Origin of the sequence: Paenibacillus elgii NBRC 100335 (assembly GCF_004000865.1) — a bacterium.
Taxonomy (GTDB): domain Bacteria; phylum Bacillota; class Bacilli; order Paenibacillales; family NBRC-103111; genus Paenibacillus_G; species Paenibacillus_G elgii.
In genome coordinates, this window is record NZ_BIMB01000004.1 from 1 (window position 1) to 17,714 (window position 17,714).

Here is a 17,714-nt window from a genome sequence, read left to right on the forward strand (position 1 = left end):
AAGTCCCGCCTGATTCTGACCATCTGCCATTTAGATTGGAAAATTTATTTCTAGCTCTTGTAATTAAATTTCCATTAGCATCATATTTGAACTCTTCCATATCACCATTTGGTAAAACGATATTCATTAGTTTTCCTTCGCTGGTATAGGTGTAATACGACCTACCATTAAACGAAATATTGCTGTTAGCTGTGACGGAAGCATTCTTAATCTTGAATTGTTCCTTATTATTGAATGTCAGCATTTGAGGATCTGCATCTTTATTTTCGCCCCACGCAAGTTCCGTCCATGGAAGTGAGATGAAAAAACTGCAGACACAAATGATAGAAAGAAACTGCTTCACATTTTTAGACTTCACTTGTTCTTCCTCCACACATTGAAATTATCACAAACCATTAATACTCTTATTTTCCCTGCTAAATTATACCTTTGGAAGATGATGTCTGTATATAACGGCTTTTATAAAAGGACGCTCCGAGTGATTTTTCGTGTTGCGATGTAGTGACGGAAGGGGGAAACCACATACTGAACTACACCCTAATGCACGGGTAAGTACCAAAAGAACGCACAAAAACATTTTTAAAAATTAGCGACCTCTTTAGCCGCGTTGGAAAATACAACCGATTGCACTTGGCCAAGGCCCCCCCTTTTCCCTTGCATAAAAGCCCCTCTGTTAGTAGGATAAAAATACAGATAATTAAGCGCACTGAGGGTGATTCATTGCTGGACTTTATAAAGCGTTGGTTTTGGTATGACTGGATGATGTTCGTCATTCGGACCATCCTTTTCGTTTCTCTTCTTTTTACTTTGGAACATTTCTCCAAACAATTGACCATTCCTTTCTGGTTAGGGGCTCTGTGGGGGATCACAGCTTTTTCCATTCCTTGGCTTTGTTTGCAAAAGCACTATACGTATTACCTGATCTCGGAAATGGTCATATCCGGGGGATTATGCTTATACGCGGTCTCCCTGTTCCCCGAAGCCTACGTGGCTTTTTTAGGTCCGACCTTTATGATTGCCAGCAATAGTGCTCAAAAGTCATACCGTTGGTCAGCCCCGATGACCATCTTTGTCATCCCGGCCTTATTCGCGGAATTGTCTGAACCAAGCGACCTGATGACGATGATCATCCAATTCGGCCCCATTTACGCTGTAGGGTTTGCCTTTCAATTGCTGGTGGTGAACCATCGGCAAAGTGAAATGATTCGTGATCAATATGCCGTGCTGGAACAATATTCATCGCAAGTGGAGCGCCTGACATTGGCGGAAGAGCGAAACCGGCTCTCGAAAGACCTTCATGATACGATGGGACATTCCTTTACCTCCATTATGGTGGGGCTTGAGACGTTACGTTCGGAAGTGAACACCCCGGAAGGGGAGCGGAAGCTCGATTCCTTGTTACAACTAACCCGCGGCAGCCTGGATGAGGTCCGCCAATGTGTGCATCAGGTTGGGGCTGCGCAAGATTCGCGTACCCTTGTAGAGTCGTTGCAGGCATTGACGGCCGAATTTCAGGCCTTGACTAAAGTGACGGTTCGACTAAGGACCTTGGGCGAGGAGGTTCAGGTATCCCAACAGGTCAAGATGACCCTGCATCGGTGTCTGCAGGAATCGCTGACCAATGCCGTACGTCATGGGCAGGCGGGTGAAATTGCGGTCAGCCTGCATTTCGAGGAGAAGCAGCTTCGGCTGGAAGTGCAAGACAACGGGCTTGGCACCGAAGAACTTCAAGCGGGTTTTGATTTAACGGCGATGAAGGAGCGAGCATCCGATTTGCAGGGACAGGTGCACATCCACTCGAAGCCGGGCGAAGGAACGGTCGTGACCTGTACATTGCCCAGGCAGGCGGAGCAGCAGGAGGAAGCGATCCGGCTGCTGTTGGTTGACGGTCAGCCATCCATCCGGGAAAGCCTTCAAATGATGTTGGCGAGAGAAAAAGATTTCGAAGTCGTGGGACTTACAGAGGACGGGGAGCAGGCGCTGGAACAATGCGAGCGGCTTCGCCCTCATGTCGTTCTCATGGATTTACATATGCCCCGCATGGACGGTGTGGAAGCGGCCAAACGGGTGAAGCAAAAGCATCCGGGTATCCGCGTGCTGATCATGACTACGTTTCAAGAGACCGAAAAAGCGGTTGAAGCTTTGCGGAGCGGGGCGGACGGGTATTTATTAAAGTCTTCGGAGCCTCAGGAGCTTTCCGAAACGATACGTCTCGTACATCGCGGGGTGATGATGATCGCCCAAGATGTCACCAACCAGTTGATTCAAAACTATGGGGGAGGAGCCCTTCGGGAGCAACCGGCAGAGCCGGACAGGCCGCTTCCTCCTCCTTCGGGGTTGACCCCGCGGGAGATGGATATTTTGCAATGTTTATCCAAGGGGCTTCGCTATAAAACGATCGCGGCCAAATTGTATTTGTCCGAAGGAACCGTCCGAAATTATGCTTCCACGATTTATACCAAACTGGGCGTTCGCAATCGAGAAGAGGCCGTACAAAAAGTTTTCGGGAATCAAGGATAAATGGTTTGGGAAGACAGCACGGGTCTGTACCTTTGAAAGAAGGAACAGGCCCGTGCTTTTTTTATTTTATCCGGTGCATTTGCCCAGCATGAGCGTCATATGACATTTTGTCATCTCGGCGGGGAGTTCGCTTGCGGGTCGCGGGATAAAAAACGGTGACAGAAAATAACTCTCTCCTATGACACGTTGTTTGCCATACTTAAACCCAAGAGAAGGAGGAAGGGCAGTACCGAACCTAAGTTTTAGGAAAACAAGGAGAGGGAGAACTAACGATGAGCAAGATGAAACCCAAGTTGAATATGGCGGCACTATTCTTATGTGCGACCCTGATGACGGCATGCACACCATCCGATGGAAAGCCGGAATCGGCACAAGCGGTGGAAAAAACGAACCTGAATGGCCCACAGGATGCCAAGGAAATAGAGGCGTTTGCCGATTCTTTATTTGCAGAAGTAATGAAAAAACACAATGTTAATGGTTCGAATTTCGTTGTGGTCAAGGATGGAAAAGTATTGGTAAATAAGGGATACGGCTATGCCGATAAGGAAAAGAAAACTCCTGTCGATAAAAATACCGTCTTCCAAATCGGTTCCGTCACGAAGACATTCACCGGGCTAGCCGCAAATCAGCTTGCCGATCAAGGGAAAATTAACCTTCATGAGGACATCCAAACGTATTTGGGAGGAATGAAGATTCCAAACAAGACCGAAAAAAAACTGACCATGTTTGATCTGCTCACGTACACGCCCGGGTTTGATTTTCCGGATATTGCTTCTTATTATTCACCCGAGTTTGCAAATAAAGACATGCCGATGAAGCAGTTCATCCTGGATCATATGCCGACAGTGGTCCGGCCCCCCGGTGAAGCTTATACGTACGACAACTTTGGTTTCTTGCTGGCAGGATATGCGATAGAGAATGTAAGCGGCATGCCGTTTCATCAGTATATGGACAAAAATGTGTTCAAGCCGCTCGGCATGAATTCGACTAGCGTACGCCTAACCCCGGAGCTTAACAATCGCATGGCCGCTCACTATGGTCTGGCTGGTGAACTCGTTCCAATGGACTGGAATGCCCCAACCGACGGGCCGCAGGGGAGCATCATATCGACTGGCGAAGATATGGCCAAGTACTTGACTATGCTGCTGCAAAAAGGAAAATACGGAGACAAACAGTTGGTAAGCGAAAAGACGGCCGAGCAGATGCTCACGTACCAGGTGGTCGCCGATAAAAGCATTCCGCAGACCACCGTAGGGGGATTCGAAGGCTACCGCAACGAACTGGCGAATGGCCAGCGTGTCGTTATAAAAGGCGGGAATGTAACGGGCCATCAATCCTTGATCGTAGTAATACCCGAGAAGAATACGGCATTTTCTATGTCGTACAACAACGAAACAGTGATGATGAGTATGGACGTGTATGAGGCGTTTATGGACCATTATTTTCCCGAAACAAAAACACTCGAGAAACCTGTTTATGTCCATTTGGATGAAAAGGATGCGGAAAAGTACGTAGGACTGTATCAGAATACGCGCTTTTTCTTCTTGAAATCGAAATTTTCGTACGCCGACGGGAAATTGCTGATGGAGACAGGAATGGGCAAGCACACATTCAAGATGATTACTCCACTGCTGTTTGAAGACGAATCAGGCAACAAGCTGGCGTTTAAAAAAGACCATCGCGGATCGATTGAATATTTTTATTACAATAGTATGGAGGGGAATCACTTTGTCTCGGATTCGCAAAAAATCCATGGGAAGCAGCCGTTTTCGGATGTAGCGGAGGGAAGCAAATATAAAAGCTTTATTGACGTTTTGCACGCCCTGGATATCATGGGTGCGAAATCAGGCACCCGCTTTGAGCCGCAGGCATCCATGACGCAAAGCGAGTTTGCCGACGCGCTGCTTCGTGCCCATGGATGGTATGGGGTTCCCTGGACCATCGATAGCACGAAGAGGCAAATGCTAACCGGTCTCCCTTCCTTTGATCCGAATGCGATCATTACAAGGCAGACGGCAGCGGTCATGATTCAAAACCTGAAAGAACTCAAGCCTGCGTCCAAAGTTCAATTGAGCGGTCAAACGGATGCGTCGGCGGTTGAGGCCGTTACTGCACTGGTTTCGCAGGGCGTTATCGATCCGGATACAACCGTACAGGCGGATGGCAGCGTCGATTTCCGTTCCAGCCAGCCTTTGCTTCGGCAGGAGGCAGCCGCACTGTTGGATAAAGCGTTTGGCCATTATGCTTTACCGCTCCCCATAAAATAAAGCGTCACAGCCATGCCGGTAGGTTTGCAAGCGGGGTCCGTCATAATCCATCCATTGATTATTGCGTGCCCCGCCGGCAGCGGCTTCGTCCCTCTATTCGATTAAAGACAGGAATGACCTCAGCTTCGCGAATACAAATTCAGGCTGCTCAATGTGCGGGGCATGCCCTGCGTCCCCAACAACAAACTCCTCGAAACTGCCGCCGGCTTCCTCATACTGTTTAAGAACGCAGCGCATCTGGGAAACCATGGGCTGCGGCGGATACACCTCTTCGCCGGGCCAGCCTTCAACGTAGCCAAGCTTTCCTAAATACCCAAAATCGAACCATGAGCTGTCTGACACGATTGCGTCGTCTGCGCCCCGGATCCATAGGATCGGCCGTTTAGGTTCGATATGTATAATCGGCGAAAGATTGCCATACTTGGGCGACATCGCATTGTTGATCCCCTCCGCTCCCGGAGCTATGCCGGGCCAATGCTCGCAAGTCTCAAAGGCGCCAGGGTAATGAGCGTCGCCAATGCGGGTGGACAGCATCGCGTCCAGGTAACGCTCCTCCCGCTCGCCGCTAACGCGAAACGGCGATCTAAAATAAAACTGATTCAGGATATTGCGCGGGCTGTTCGGCTCTCCCTCGCTGCGGTCTTTGCCGCTGAGGCAGGCGACAAACTGCGGGTTTGCCGTTCCCCCGCCCGAACCGGCGTAATTGTCGTAACAAGGCGTCCCCCACTCATCCTTGGTGCCGCCAAAGCCGTATGGCGAAAGCGGGGACATCAAAACGAGCGAACGAACAGCCGCAGGATGATCGATGGCAAGCTGCATGGCAATTCCTGCTCCCAGCGACCAGCCCAGCACATGTACGGGTTGATTCATGCCGAGAGCATCCAAAAACGACTTCAAATCGTCGGACCAATCGCGAAGCCCCCGCGTTGCATTGATAGGGAGCGCTTCCGTTTGACCGTATCCGCGCAAATCCGGAGCAAGCACCCAGTACTCCTCGGACAATGCACGAAGGGTGTCGTCCCAGAATAAATTCGCAGAAACGTTGCCATGAATAAGAAGAAGCGGCGGATTTTCAGCGCTGCCCGCGGATAAATAGGAAACATGCAAGCGGTCGGTTTGGATCGATTCAGGCTGTAAAGTCGTTAGGGTCATGCAGATACCTCCCATAGATCGTTAGTTTTGTTTGAGCCACTGATCAATCTGTTTCGCTGAAGCAGCCGCCCAGCCAAGCTGCAAATGATTATGCTGCACCGTTACGTTACCGGCGACATTGCCGATTCCTTGCACCGCTGCCGCGCTTGCAATGAAGACGACGCCATCGCTCGGGCCCGTGTGTTCGCTATGAATCGCCGGAATGTCATTTTTATCTCCCGACAGTAAATAGGTCTGAATACTGGCTGGAATTCCCGCATTCAAAATGGGTTCAACTAACGATCCCTGCTGAATCGCAGCGTCGATCCCGTTGCTATTCGTAAAGAAGCCCTGACCGCCGTAGTAAGTTGTGTACCAATCCTGCTCAAGCGCGGGAAGCGGATATTCGTCTACCCATTTGCCAAGCATTTGCTTTTGCCCTGGGAAAAAATTTCCTGACGCTGTATTGTAAATCGACAACTCGGGATGGTTCCTCGATATCCCCCAGCAAACCATTTGCGTGTGCGGAGAAGGCGCGTTGACAACACCGCCGCATTCAGGGAAAATGCTAAGATTATGCGACCAGCCATGGCGGAAGATGTAATCAAAGCCTTTGTTCGGATTGCCGACCAACACCAGCTTGCGAATATCTTGGCTGTAGCTTGTGCCCCCCGCTTTTTTGACAGAGGAAGCATACATCCGTGAAGAGAAAGCGCCTTTGCTCCAGCCGATAACATCGACTTTGCTTTCACCTGTTACGTTTCGGATAATCGTAATCGCATCGTGAATTTGTTCGGCGCTGTAATAATTGTCCCCTTGCTTATGCGGAAAATTAATCGCAAACACTTTGTAGCCTTTGCCGACCAAGTCCTGCATCATGCCGGTGCCGGGGCAAGATATTGCGCCGCAGCCGTAGGAGCCAAGCTCATTCGGATTCGCCCAAGCGCGATCCGCGTTATCGTTAGCGCCGTGCACGAGCAGAACCGGCGTTTTTACCGGATTGGTGTCGTACTTCGGAGCGTAGTAAAGCAAGAAGCGGCTGGAATGCGGCTTTTTCACCCCTCCGAAAAACGTCAGGCGTTGTCCGTCCTGATCGCCTCGCCCATCTTGGGGGTAGTCCTCGGCAGCGAACATCGGATTGTTGTCCTTCCAACGTTCCACCTTGCTCCATCCATTGCTAACCGTTGTAAACGTCTGCTCCAGCACCAAATTGGATGCTGCCGCCTCTGCAGTTCCTCCTACAACCTCCGCAGCTCCCGCACCTCCTGCTGCCTCTGCTCCGCTCACTCCGGCAATCGGTACGAGCAGCGCGCAGACGAGCAACAGTGCCGTTGTTACCGATGGCAACCATCTTTTGTACATGTATCCAATCTCCCTTCATGGCGACTGTTCGCGCATATCCAAAAGTCACAGCCGCATCGTGTTTTTATGCGTCCCTAAACGCATGGTTTCATCATAATTGGAAGCGGTTGCATTTCAGTTGCAGAAGACGGCGAGCGCTTGTTTTGGCTGCTTAGATGACTAAACCTCCGTTTACTTCCAGTACCGTGCCATTGACGTAATCCGATTCGGAGGAAGCAAGAAATAAATACGCATTCGCGACATCCATCGGCCGCCCGAGGCGGCGGAGCGGAATTTTCTCCAGCATCTGCTGAACCACTTTCTCCGGCATGTTCGCCACCATCCCCGTCTCAATAAAGCCAGGGGCAACCGCATTGGCCTGAATGCCTTTCGGACCAAGCTCCTTCGCCCACGTTTTCGTCATTCCTATAATTCCCGCTTTGGTCGCGGCATAATTGGTTTGCCCGATGTTGCCATGCACGCCTACAATCGATGCCGTACTGATAATTTTCCCGCTTCCGCGTTCGATCATCGAATGGACCAGCGCCTTGGTACAATAGAAAACGCCGTTCAAATTCACTTGAATGACCCGGTGCCACTCCTCTTCGGTCATTTTGGCCAGTGTACGATCCTGCGTAATTCCCGCGTTATTGATCAAGACATCGACCGCACCGTATCGCGCCAGCGCTTCTGCCGCCATTTTGGTGACACTGCCGCTGTCGGACACGTCCACTTCGATAAAATGCGCATCCGCTCCCTTTTGCAGCAATGCCTGAATTGCTTCCTCCCCCTGTTGTTTGTTGTAATCGGCTATAATGACGCGCGCTCCCTCCTGTGCAAAAAGCGTCGCTGTCTCTCGCCCGATGCCGGCGGCTCCACCCGTAATAAGCGCTGTTTTCCCTTGCAGTCTCATGCTAATCTCCTCCGTTCCATAAATTCAGCTACAACCCGGCAGAGCAGCGCCAGATTGTCCACCATAGGCGAATGGCCCGTATGATCCAATTCCCTGTAAACCACATGCCCGCCCAAATCCTCTACCAATTCCTCCGTCATTTGACGGGTGACGACTTTATCTTGGTTCCCCCATAAAACAAGCGTTGGCATCGAAAGGCGTGCCGCATCGCTGCTGCCGTCCCCTGCTTCATGATCCTTGGCGCTCATATTGAAGCGATTCATGGCATCGTAGACATCCAGCAAATTTTTTTGCGTCAGCATGTCGTTCAGATACGTCTCGTACCGGACTTCATCCGGCTCCTGGATGACATACACTTGTCGATTCCACAAATTGCGCAAAAATGCTTTGTCCCGGTGATCATAGGCTCGCTGCACCAGCTTCGTTTTGTCCATTTCGGCAATTTCCGCTCGGGTGCGAAGCCTTCTCGCCTGTACTTGCCCAGACTGCTCATCCTTCTCTTCCGCGTGGTAACACGGATAGCCTCTTGTTGACATGGACGCCAGTAAAATTAACGCCTCTACGTACTGCGGATACGAAGCTGCGAATTGCATGGCGACTCCGCCGCCCATCGACCAGCCCATCAGCGTGAATGAAGTAAGGCTCAGCCCGTCCACAAACAACCGAAGATCCTCCGAAAAATCAGCTATACTGCGGACCGGTACATGATACGTAGAAGCGCCAAAGCCTCGTAAATCAACAGCAATCAGCGTATGAGACGGGTCGAAACTTTCCATAAACAGATCCCAATGCACGGATGAAGTCATATTACCGTGTACGAGCAGCAGCGTCCGGCCGTTCGCCGTTCCGGTGCCTCTGCGCAAACGGTAGGCCATCGTTTCGCCATTCGAGAGCTGTAACGATTTGAACTCAATTTCCAGCATCGGCTTCCCCCCATCGGATCGTCGTCGCCCCCCATGCATAGCCGATGCCGGCGCTAATCAGAACAACCACATCTCCATCTTTTAGCTTTCCACTGCTTGCAGCTAACTCTAAAGATAAAATTTGATCGAACTGTCCGATATGGCCGAATTCGTTCAAGTAAATGGATTGGTCGTCGGATAATCCCAACTGGCGAAGCACATAATCATGAGCGGATTTCTTCATGTGCAGCATCGCCGCATAGGCGATGTCCTTTTCGGTATACCCGCTCTTCGCAAGCGATTGCCGGACCGCCTCCAAAAAGTAGCCCATGGACTTTTCTTCAAGGCGCTCTTTCATCCGCTGCGGATTCGGAACGTGGAAAAAATGCTTTCTCTCCTCTATCGCTTCGAGCGTAAGCGGATGCTTCGTGCCGCCGGCCGGTACGATCACATCTTCGCTAAATGAGCCGTCCGTGATCAAATGGCTTGCCAGCACACGATTGCGCCCATAGTCGCGCTGCAGCAGGATCGCCCCTCCGCCCGCTCCCAGGTTAAACATAAATGACGTATGCCGATTGCCGTAGTCAATCAAATCGCCATTGCGGTAACCGCCAGCCAAGAGTACGGTGCGAATCGAACGATCGGCGATCATCATGCTCTGCGCCACCTTTAAAGCCATCACCGTCGTGCTGCAGCGCATACCGACGTCAAACGCCCAAGCGCGGATCGCCCCTACTTCCTGCTGAAGCTTCATAGCTGCTGTCCAAACCGGATACTCCTTGTGTTCTTCACCGATGTAGATGACCAGATCGATGTCTGCCGGATCAAGCTGAGCTTTGGCAATGGCCAGCCTTGCCGCACGAATTCCCATCCCGCAGCTGTGGTCATCGGCTCCCGGCACAGGCTTGCGGAGAATGCCGAACTTATTCTCGACCACGTCCTGCGGCACGCCGGACAGCTCGCTAATTTCCTTGCTTGTCTGGAACGTCTCCGGGATGTACATGCCCGTACTTACGATACCTATGGGTACTGCATTCGTCATCATGGTTCGCCCCACTTCTGATGTGTCATTTTGGCATATAGCTGTTTTGTCGCCGGCATCGGCTCCACCCCAAGCTCCAACTCCAGCGCCTTGCTGCATCGGGCATACCATTTAAGCGCTTGGTGGCGGTTATTGTTACTATAGTGGCACTTCATCCCCAAGCGATACGCTTCTTCCCAGCACGGATCTTTCTCAATAATCCGCTCGCACCAGCAGATGGCCTTATCGAAGTCACCCTGAGCCGCATGAAGCTCCGCCAAACGCTGTGCCCCCCTCAGGAACAGCGCTTTCAACCGTTCCCGCTCCTGTGCGCACCAGTCTTCGTATCTTCTCTCGGGGATATACTCTCCGGCATATAAGCTTAATCCTTTTTGCAGCATGTCTATGGCTTCCTGACGATCTTTTGCATCCAGACCATGCCTGACTCCATCCTCAAAGGCGGCGGCGTCAAGCTCCAAGCCGGAGGCAAGGCTCAGCCCGTACAAGGTGCCGCTGCGCTCTACGAAAAATGGGGCGGTTCTAGCCTGCCGCTCAGGCTCCAATGCCGTGTTGAGCGCATTTAGCGCCACTTTAAAATCGCGATAGGCCGCCTTATCGTCCAGATCGCCCCACAAAAGCGCCATCACTTCCTCTTTGGGCAGCATGTGCTTTCTTCTTGTGACGAATAGTTGAAAAAGCTCTTTCGCTTTGCCGCGCTGCCAATCTTTTTCCGTTACTTCTCTATCCCCAAGCAGCACTTTAAAACCGCCTAACGTCTGAATCCGCAGCGTATAGCCAGGATGGTACGTCAGCTGTTCGATTCCCAGATCGGACAACAGCACGGAGGTGTAGCTGATGTCCAGCTTCTTTTTGTGCGCTTCCAGCAGGATCGGAACAAGCTGCCTCAGATCGCGAGGCCCGAATAGCGTACGCTTGTGCAGTAAAAACTCGTAGCCGCCTTCTCTCATGAGCTTTAGAAAACGCGAGGCGCAGCGATCCCGCAAAGGCTCCCTCTTCGTATGGTGCGCAAGCAAGCATTGCCACAGCATCGCAACGGTTATCCCGTACCCGTCGCCGCACGCCTGAAAGTCCGATTCGCAAAGGGCAAGCCTTTCCGCTGCATCTTCCCACCTGCTGCCGCAGACGGCAGCAATGGCCATACCGAGCCGAATCCATGCCGACAGCCAGAGATCGTGCGCTTTTTCCGTTTCCAATAGTGCCTGCGCCCCGTACTCCAGAGCAAGCTCTGTCGCTCCTTCACGACCGTACAGCAAGCATAACCCCATCCAAGGCTCCGCTTTGCCTCTGGACACTTGAAGCCCTTCCATCATCTCAAGCGCTGTGCGATAGCAAGAAAGAGGCAGCCCCAGCTCATAACGGGGCAGGAGGAGCGCAGCATTTCCCATGCGCATCCATCCGCAAGCCTCCATGTAAGGCGCTTTTCCGGATACCCCTTGCATGATGCCGCGCTCCGCCCATTTCTTGGAGCTTTCCGAGTTACCGGCCAAAGCTTCGATAAAAGACAACAAAACCGATGTTTCACGGTGCGATTTCGGCAAGTGTCCGTCTGCTGTCGCATCTTCGCAGCGCAATCGCCGCTCCAGCGCTTGGCGCGCCTCCTGCAGACGGCCGGAACGCAAATGAAGCCGCGCCTCCAGCACATGGTCCTGAAAATCGGCTTGCAGCGCCTTGCATCTTCGGTACCACACCTCCGCTTCCTTTAATCGTCCGGCATTGACGAGATTTTCGCAGATTAAGCTATACAGACGAACGCTGCCTTGCTCTGACACTCCGTCCGCTTCCATCACGACAAGCGCCTGCTGCAAAAGCTGCTCCGCCTTCCCCGGCTCGATCGTATCGAGGAAAAGATGGGCTTTCCGCTCAAGAGCCAGATTGGAGGCAGAGGAATAGCCCGCTTGCATAGCCAACTGCTCGCCCTTCGTGTAACAAAAAATGGCGCGGTCATACGAATAGCGGTACCGATGCACGTCCCCCTCATACATCCACACCATGTAGTAGCGGTCTTTCAAAGGCTTGGGAAGGCAGGCGATGATCGCAAGCAAATGTTCAAGCTGGCCGAGCCTAAGCAGCTTATGGCCGTGTTGATGAATCGCTTGTGCGACTTTCTCGTACTGCTCCAGAGCGCACAGGTGATCGATCATTTCCAGCCATTTTTGTTTGCTCTCGAAGTAATCGGCGGCACGCTGATGAGCAAGCGCATACTGCTGCGGCTTGGCCTGAAGCTGCTGCCTGACAAACTCGCGGAACATCGGATGATAGCGATAGCCGGTATCGGCATAGGCCTGCAAAAACAGCCCCAAACGCTCGATTCGCTCGATCATGTGCTGGGAATGAAGAGGCTGCAAGCCTAGCAATTCATCGCAAAGAGCAGGCGCAAACGCTTCCAGCACGCAGGTTTGTTCAACAAACCCGCGAACCGCATCATTCTGGTGCCGCCACACTTCCAGCATCAGAAATCGATGCATATCGGCCGACGTATTTCTGGCGGCAGACATCTGCTGCCACATCGAATGGACAGCCGTAATCCAGCCTTCCGTTTGCCGATAAATTTCCTGAATATCGCCCTCATGCAGCAAAAATTCATAAGCATCGGCAAACAAGGTTTCGATCTCTTCCATGCTGAAAGCAAGGTCATGCTCCCCGATTTCCAGCAGATTTCCTTTCACTTTCAACGTCGCAAGCATATCCCAAGACGGATGGATTCTGCTCGACAATAGGACATGGACATGATGCGGCGCGTACTGCATAAACATTTGCATCCAATCATCGATTAGCGGATGATTGGCCACATGGTGGTAATCATCGATCACAAGGATCACTTCCTGAGACAGCGCCAAAAGCTCATTCACGAACAAAGAGCAAAGCAAGCGGACACTCTCTTGCGATTCGCAATCGCACATCCGTTCGTCTACCCTATTCATCCAATCGTCCGCAAAATGCGGATGATTTGTCCGAACGGCATGGATCAAATAGAAGACAAACGTGACCAGCTGCCTGTCTTCCGCGCCTACGCTGTACCAACAGCAGGCTGTGGCTTCGACTTGAAAAAAAGCAGAGAGCGCTGTGCTTTTTCCGTATCCCGCACCGGCGTAAACAAGCGTTAACGGATAGTGCTCGCAGCGCTTTAGCTTTTTGTTAAGAGTCGGCCGCAGCAGTATCGTTTTTTTGAGCGGGGGAGGTATCAGCTTCGTTTGGACAATTGCCGCAGTCATCGCTTCGATCAACCGCCTTTTACAACCGAATATATCTTCATTACATTTCTTGGTACATTTGGCAGATCCGTTTCTTATCCACTTTGCCTACATGTGTTTTGGGCAGCTCCTGCAGAAACAAAAACCTTTTAGGAATCTTATACTTTCCGATTTTCCCTTTGCAGTAATTCCTCAACTCCTCATCGGTAAGCCCATGATCCGGGTGCAAGGCAACGGCCGCGACGACAGATTCCCCCCATTTGGGATCGGGAATGCCGACGACTGCCGCTTCTTTAACCGCGGGGTGCTCCAGCATGAGCTGCTCCACCTCGACGGGATACACATTTTCTCCGCCTGTGATGATCATGTCTGTTTTACGGCCTACGATGTAGTAGAAGCCATCCTGATCCCGACGGCCCAGATCGCCTGTCCGCAGCCAACCGTCAACAAAGGCGGATTGCGTCGTCTCCGGCTGATTCCAATAGCATTGGAACACATGCTTGCCGCGCAACCATATTTCGCCCACGTCTCCAACCGCCGCTTCGCAGCCGTTATCTGACACAATTTTCACCTGCACCAGCATCATCGGCTTCCCGACCGATCCTCGCTTATGGACGACAGCGCGCGGGTCCATATAAAAATTGTTCGGCCCCGCCTCCGTTAAACCGTAGCCTTCCTTGAACGTCAGACCCTTGCTCTCGAAGGCATCGTAGATTGCAATCGGGCATGGAGCGCCGCCGGAAAGAAACGTATGCACATGCGGAAATTGCGCATGGGCAAATGCAGGCAAATCGATCATCATCCGGTACATCGTCGGCACCATCAGCACGATCGTGCATGCATAGCGCTGAATCAGTTCCATTAGCGGCTCCGCCCGGGATTCTTTGCTTACCACCACGGTGCCGCCGGCGTACAAAATCGGCAGGCAAAGCGCATTTATTCCTCCCGTGTGGAACAATGGCAGCGACGTCACGGTAACATCGCTTGTCGTCAAATTCCAACTCACGATCGTATTCAACATGTTCCACAGCACCGATTGATGCGACAGCACGACACCCTTAGGTTTTCCGGTCGTTCCGCCGGAATAGATCATCATGCAGCTTTCTGCCGCTTCATCGCCGCGTTCCGCTTCCAGCTGTCTCAGCGGAATTGCAGCGCTGATGATGCCCTCGTATTCCACTCCGCCTGCTTGCAGCGTGATTGGAGCAGACAGGCCGCGCGCCAACGGCACCAGTTCACTATGGTACAGCAAAGCTTTCGGTTTGCAATCGCTTACAATAGCATTTAATTCGCTGCCGGATAGACGCCAGTTCAGCGGTACGAATACGGCGCGCAGCTTGATGCACGCAAACAGCGCATCCCAGCAGCAAAGATCATTCTGCGCAAGCACAGCGACACGATCCCCGGGCGCTACGCCTGCCGCTTCCAAATAGCCCGCCAGACCGCAGGCTCGTTCGTTCATTTGAGCGTAGCTCCACGCTTCTCCCGTCTCTGCGTTTATTGCCGCTGTTCGATGTGGAGTTAAGGCGCTTCTGGCTGCCAGCCAATCTATTGAATCCTTTCCCATATGCTCGACCCCTATAGTCCATGATCTGTCCATTTGTTTGTACTATAGATAGGTTACAAAGCAGTTACAAATTTGCGGCAATGAGCGGCTTGAAGTGCGCTACGTTATAAAAGTAATGATCGTTTTACTGAATGAAACCCGAATGAATAAAAGTATTGATGGACGAGGAGATTGTGCATTTACTGTTTGAGGATGTATTCAAGAATATTTTACCTGTAAAATTATACCTTCACAAGATGATTTATGTATATAGGGGACCTTAAGAAATCAACTTAATTCTTTCATATTAAATATACCGCCAACGCTCAGATACGCCAGCAATAACCTGCTCTCCGTTTATGCCCCAGTTTCAGTGTTTCAATAGTTGGCATAGTGCCTTTTCTAGCCTTAAATGAAGTAATTCCGTTTGCAATTCAATAGTCACTCGGTGAAGGCTCGAAACAATGTCTTCCACCGCATAACCGATGACGTTCATTGAAAGTTCCCTCCTACATAAAAATTAAGATTAATGTAACCCTTATGAGATATATCGAACTTAATCGATGATGACCATCAATCGTCCGATTCCTAACCCCTCCGCGTGACCAAAATAGCTATGCGCCCTACACCCAAAACCAAGCCTTTGAATAATCGGCTATGTTAAATCATAATGTTGATTTTCGGACAAATTAAAACCGCCCACTAAAAGGCGGTTAATTTAACTTTAGGGCTTACTCGAAGAGAAGTCTACAAAATCAACTTGTATACCCCTGCCTCTCCGAAAAAATCCTTTCTTGTCAATCCTTTTTCTCCAAGCAATATTCGATAATTCGTTATTGTACCATCATGTGAAATAATGAAAATTTTGTTATATCTATCTCCGATCCAATCTAATAACTGCTTAGCATATCCTTTAAAAACATCGTTGGAAGCCACAAGCGATGACCGCTTCCTTTAAGACACCAGAGCCTTCAGCACTTTCCCGATCGAATCGCGGATGACGTGAGTCGCCCGGCCGTCATACGGCGTTGAAGACTGGTTGATCAAAATCAGCTTGTTGCCGCCATATTCTCCAACCAGTGCGGCAGCCGGGTTGACGGTCAGCGACGTGCCGCCGACGATCAATACGTCCGCTTCCGCAATATGCTTTCTGGCCTTCGACAGGATGTCCCAATCGAGGCTCTCCTCGTACAGCACCACGTCGGGCTTTACAATCCCTCCGCAGGCATCGCAGCGGGGAACCATCGTCTCGTCGCTCGTCACGTGATCGAGGTCAAAAAACTTGCCGCAGCCCATGCAGTAATTCCGGTGCACCGACCCGTGAAGCTCCAGCACATGCTCGCTCCCCGCCATCTGATGCAGTCCGTCGATGTTCTGGGTGACGACGGCCCGAAGCTTCCCCGTTTGCTCCAACTGCGCCAGCACCTCGTGAGCCGCGTTCGGCTTGGCCCCCCTATGGACCATGCAAGCCCGGTAAAAGTCGAAAAACTCCGCCGTACGCTCCATAAAAAAACTGCGGCTCAGCATGACCTCCGGCGGAAAAGCGTGCTTGGAGCCCGTCTGGTACAGCCCCGTTGCCGAACGAAAATCGGGGATCTGGCTCTCCGTTGAAGTCCCCGCTCCCCCGAAAAAGACAATGTTCCGGCTGTCCGCAATCCATGATTTGATCTCTTCAACCGCCATTTCCAGTCCTCCTTGATACTGATTCACACCGCTCCATCCGCCGGAAAATGGAGCCCGATCTGCTTGCGGGCCTCGTCCATGATCGAGATCGCAGCGAGCGAATTGGCGTGCGAATTCGTTGCAGACTCCAGCCTTCCGGTTTGCAATACATCAATAAATTCCTGGACTTCGTAGTACATCGACTTGTCGCTCTGCGGACGGGTCAATACCTCGACCGAACCGTCGCGGTAACGGATTTCCACCTGCCCCGGCTGATTGATTTTGTCGATGACGAGAGTACCGTGCTCGCCTTGAATTTCCGTCGGCGCGTACGAATTGACAATCTTGGAATACGTCAGCACCGCTTCCATTTCCCCATAGCTTAGCAGCAGGCTTCCCTGCCCGTCCGCGCCGGAGTCAAGCAGCAGACCGTTCGCCAGCACGCGGTCCGGCTGACCGAACAGCACGACCATCGGATAAATGCAGTACACGCCCAGATCCATCAGCGACCCGTTGGACAAGGCGGGATTAAACGCATTGAGCACCGTCCCCTGCTTATAGGCATCGTAACGGGAGGAGTATTGACCGTAGCTTGCCGCATAGCGGCGGACCGGACCGATTTTGGGCAAATGCTCCTGCACTGCGCGGAAATTCGGCATCAGCGTCGATTTTAACGCCTCCATCAGCAGCACCCGGTTCGCCTTTGCCGCCGCGATCATCTCCAGCACTTCCGCCCGGTTGGAAGCCAGCGGCTTCTCGCAGAGCACATGCTTCCCGTGATTCATCAGCAGCACGGCCTGCTTCGCGTGGAAAGCATTCGGACTGGCGATATAGACGGCATCGAACGCATCGCTCCGCGCCATCGTCTCCAGATCCGTGAACTTGTGCGGGATGTCGAATTTAGCCGCAAAGGCTTCCGCCTTCTCTTCCGTCCGCGAATAAACCGCCGTTAAAGCAAACGCCTCGCACTCCCGCGCCGCGCGAATAAACTCTTCCGTAATCCAGTTCGTTCCGATGACTGCAAATCGTATCATGTGTCATTTCCCCTCGTTGTGTGTAATCTGTCGTCATGCCTATCCTTCTATTGTATAGGAGGATAGCGCGAGAGGCCAACTTATTTTTCCAAATAGACGGATTAAAGGGATAAATGAACAATATTAGGGTAAAATATCCATAAAATCTTAAGTTAAGGAGCCGCT

General features: G+C 51.6%; 12 protein-coding genes. 2 read left to right on the plus strand and 10 right to left on the minus strand.

Going from position 1 to position 17,714, the window contains the following annotated elements; genetic code table 11:
* The coding region (locus tag PEL01S_RS03900; protein ID WP_164824239.1) for an RHS repeat domain-containing protein at positions 1–358 on the minus strand (358 nt) is incomplete at its 3' end.
* A 362-nt stretch (positions 359–720) separates the two neighbouring features.
* Between PEL01S_RS03900 and PEL01S_RS03905 the strand changes: the two genes are divergently transcribed.
* Entirely contained in the window at positions 721–2,520 is a 1,800-nt protein-coding gene (locus PEL01S_RS03905; protein WP_164824240.1) for a helix-turn-helix transcriptional regulator, read from the plus strand.
* A gap of 272 nt (positions 2,521–2,792) precedes the next feature.
* A complete protein-coding gene (locus PEL01S_RS03910; RefSeq protein ID WP_127459354.1) occupies positions 2,793–4,787 on the plus strand; it encodes a serine hydrolase domain-containing protein in 1,995 nt (664 codons plus the stop codon).
* Between the two features lie 93 nt (positions 4,788–4,880).
* Here PEL01S_RS03910 and PEL01S_RS03915 read toward each other — a convergent pair whose 3' ends face one another.
* The 9 genes from PEL01S_RS03915 to PEL01S_RS03960 form a co-directional block, all read right to left on the minus strand.
* A complete protein-coding gene (locus PEL01S_RS03915; RefSeq protein ID WP_127459355.1) occupies positions 4,881–5,939 on the minus strand; it encodes an alpha/beta fold hydrolase in 1,059 nt (352 codons plus the stop codon).
* Positions 5,940–5,960: 21 nt separating this feature from the next.
* A complete protein-coding gene (locus tag PEL01S_RS03920) occupies positions 5,961–7,280 on the minus strand; it encodes an esterase/lipase family protein (protein WP_127459356.1) in 1,320 nt (439 codons plus the stop codon).
* A 151-nt stretch (positions 7,281–7,431) separates the two neighbouring features.
* Positions 7,432–8,172 (minus strand): 3-oxoacyl-ACP reductase FabG, encoded by a 741-nt coding sequence (gene fabG / locus PEL01S_RS03925; RefSeq protein ID WP_127459357.1) that lies wholly within the window; start codon positions 8,170–8,172, stop codon positions 7,432–7,434.
* Positions 8,169–9,095, minus strand: a complete 927-nt coding sequence (gene phaZ, locus PEL01S_RS03930) for an intracellular short-chain-length polyhydroxyalkanoate depolymerase (protein WP_127459358.1) — start codon at positions 9,093–9,095, stop codon at positions 8,169–8,171. The genes fabG and phaZ overlap by 4 nt, the downstream gene beginning before the upstream one ends.
* Positions 9,082–10,116: a 3-oxoacyl-ACP synthase gene (locus PEL01S_RS03935; RefSeq protein ID WP_127459577.1), complete on the minus strand. Its 1,035-nt coding sequence runs from the start codon at positions 10,114–10,116 to the stop codon at positions 9,082–9,084. The genes phaZ and PEL01S_RS03935 overlap by 14 nt, the downstream gene beginning before the upstream one ends.
* Positions 10,116–13,328, minus strand: a complete 3,213-nt coding sequence (locus PEL01S_RS03940; protein WP_127459359.1) for a BTAD domain-containing putative transcriptional regulator — start codon at positions 13,326–13,328, stop codon at positions 10,116–10,118. Before PEL01S_RS03940 ends, PEL01S_RS03935 begins: the two co-directional genes overlap by 1 nt.
* A gap of 40 nt (positions 13,329–13,368) precedes the next feature.
* Positions 13,369–14,874 (minus strand): class I adenylate-forming enzyme family protein, encoded by a 1,506-nt coding sequence (locus PEL01S_RS03945; protein WP_127459360.1) that lies wholly within the window; start codon positions 14,872–14,874, stop codon positions 13,369–13,371.
* A 933-nt stretch (positions 14,875–15,807) separates the two neighbouring features.
* Positions 15,808–16,536, minus strand: coding sequence for an NAD-dependent protein deacylase (locus PEL01S_RS03955; protein ID WP_127459361.1), 729 nt, complete (start codon positions 16,534–16,536; stop codon positions 15,808–15,810).
* Positions 16,537–16,559: 23 nt separating this feature from the next.
* Complete coding sequence (locus tag PEL01S_RS03960; RefSeq protein WP_127459362.1) at positions 16,560–17,549, minus strand: Gfo/Idh/MocA family protein; 990 nt, start codon at positions 17,547–17,549, stop codon at positions 16,560–16,562.
* Between the last annotated feature and the right edge of the window lie 165 nt (positions 17,550–17,714).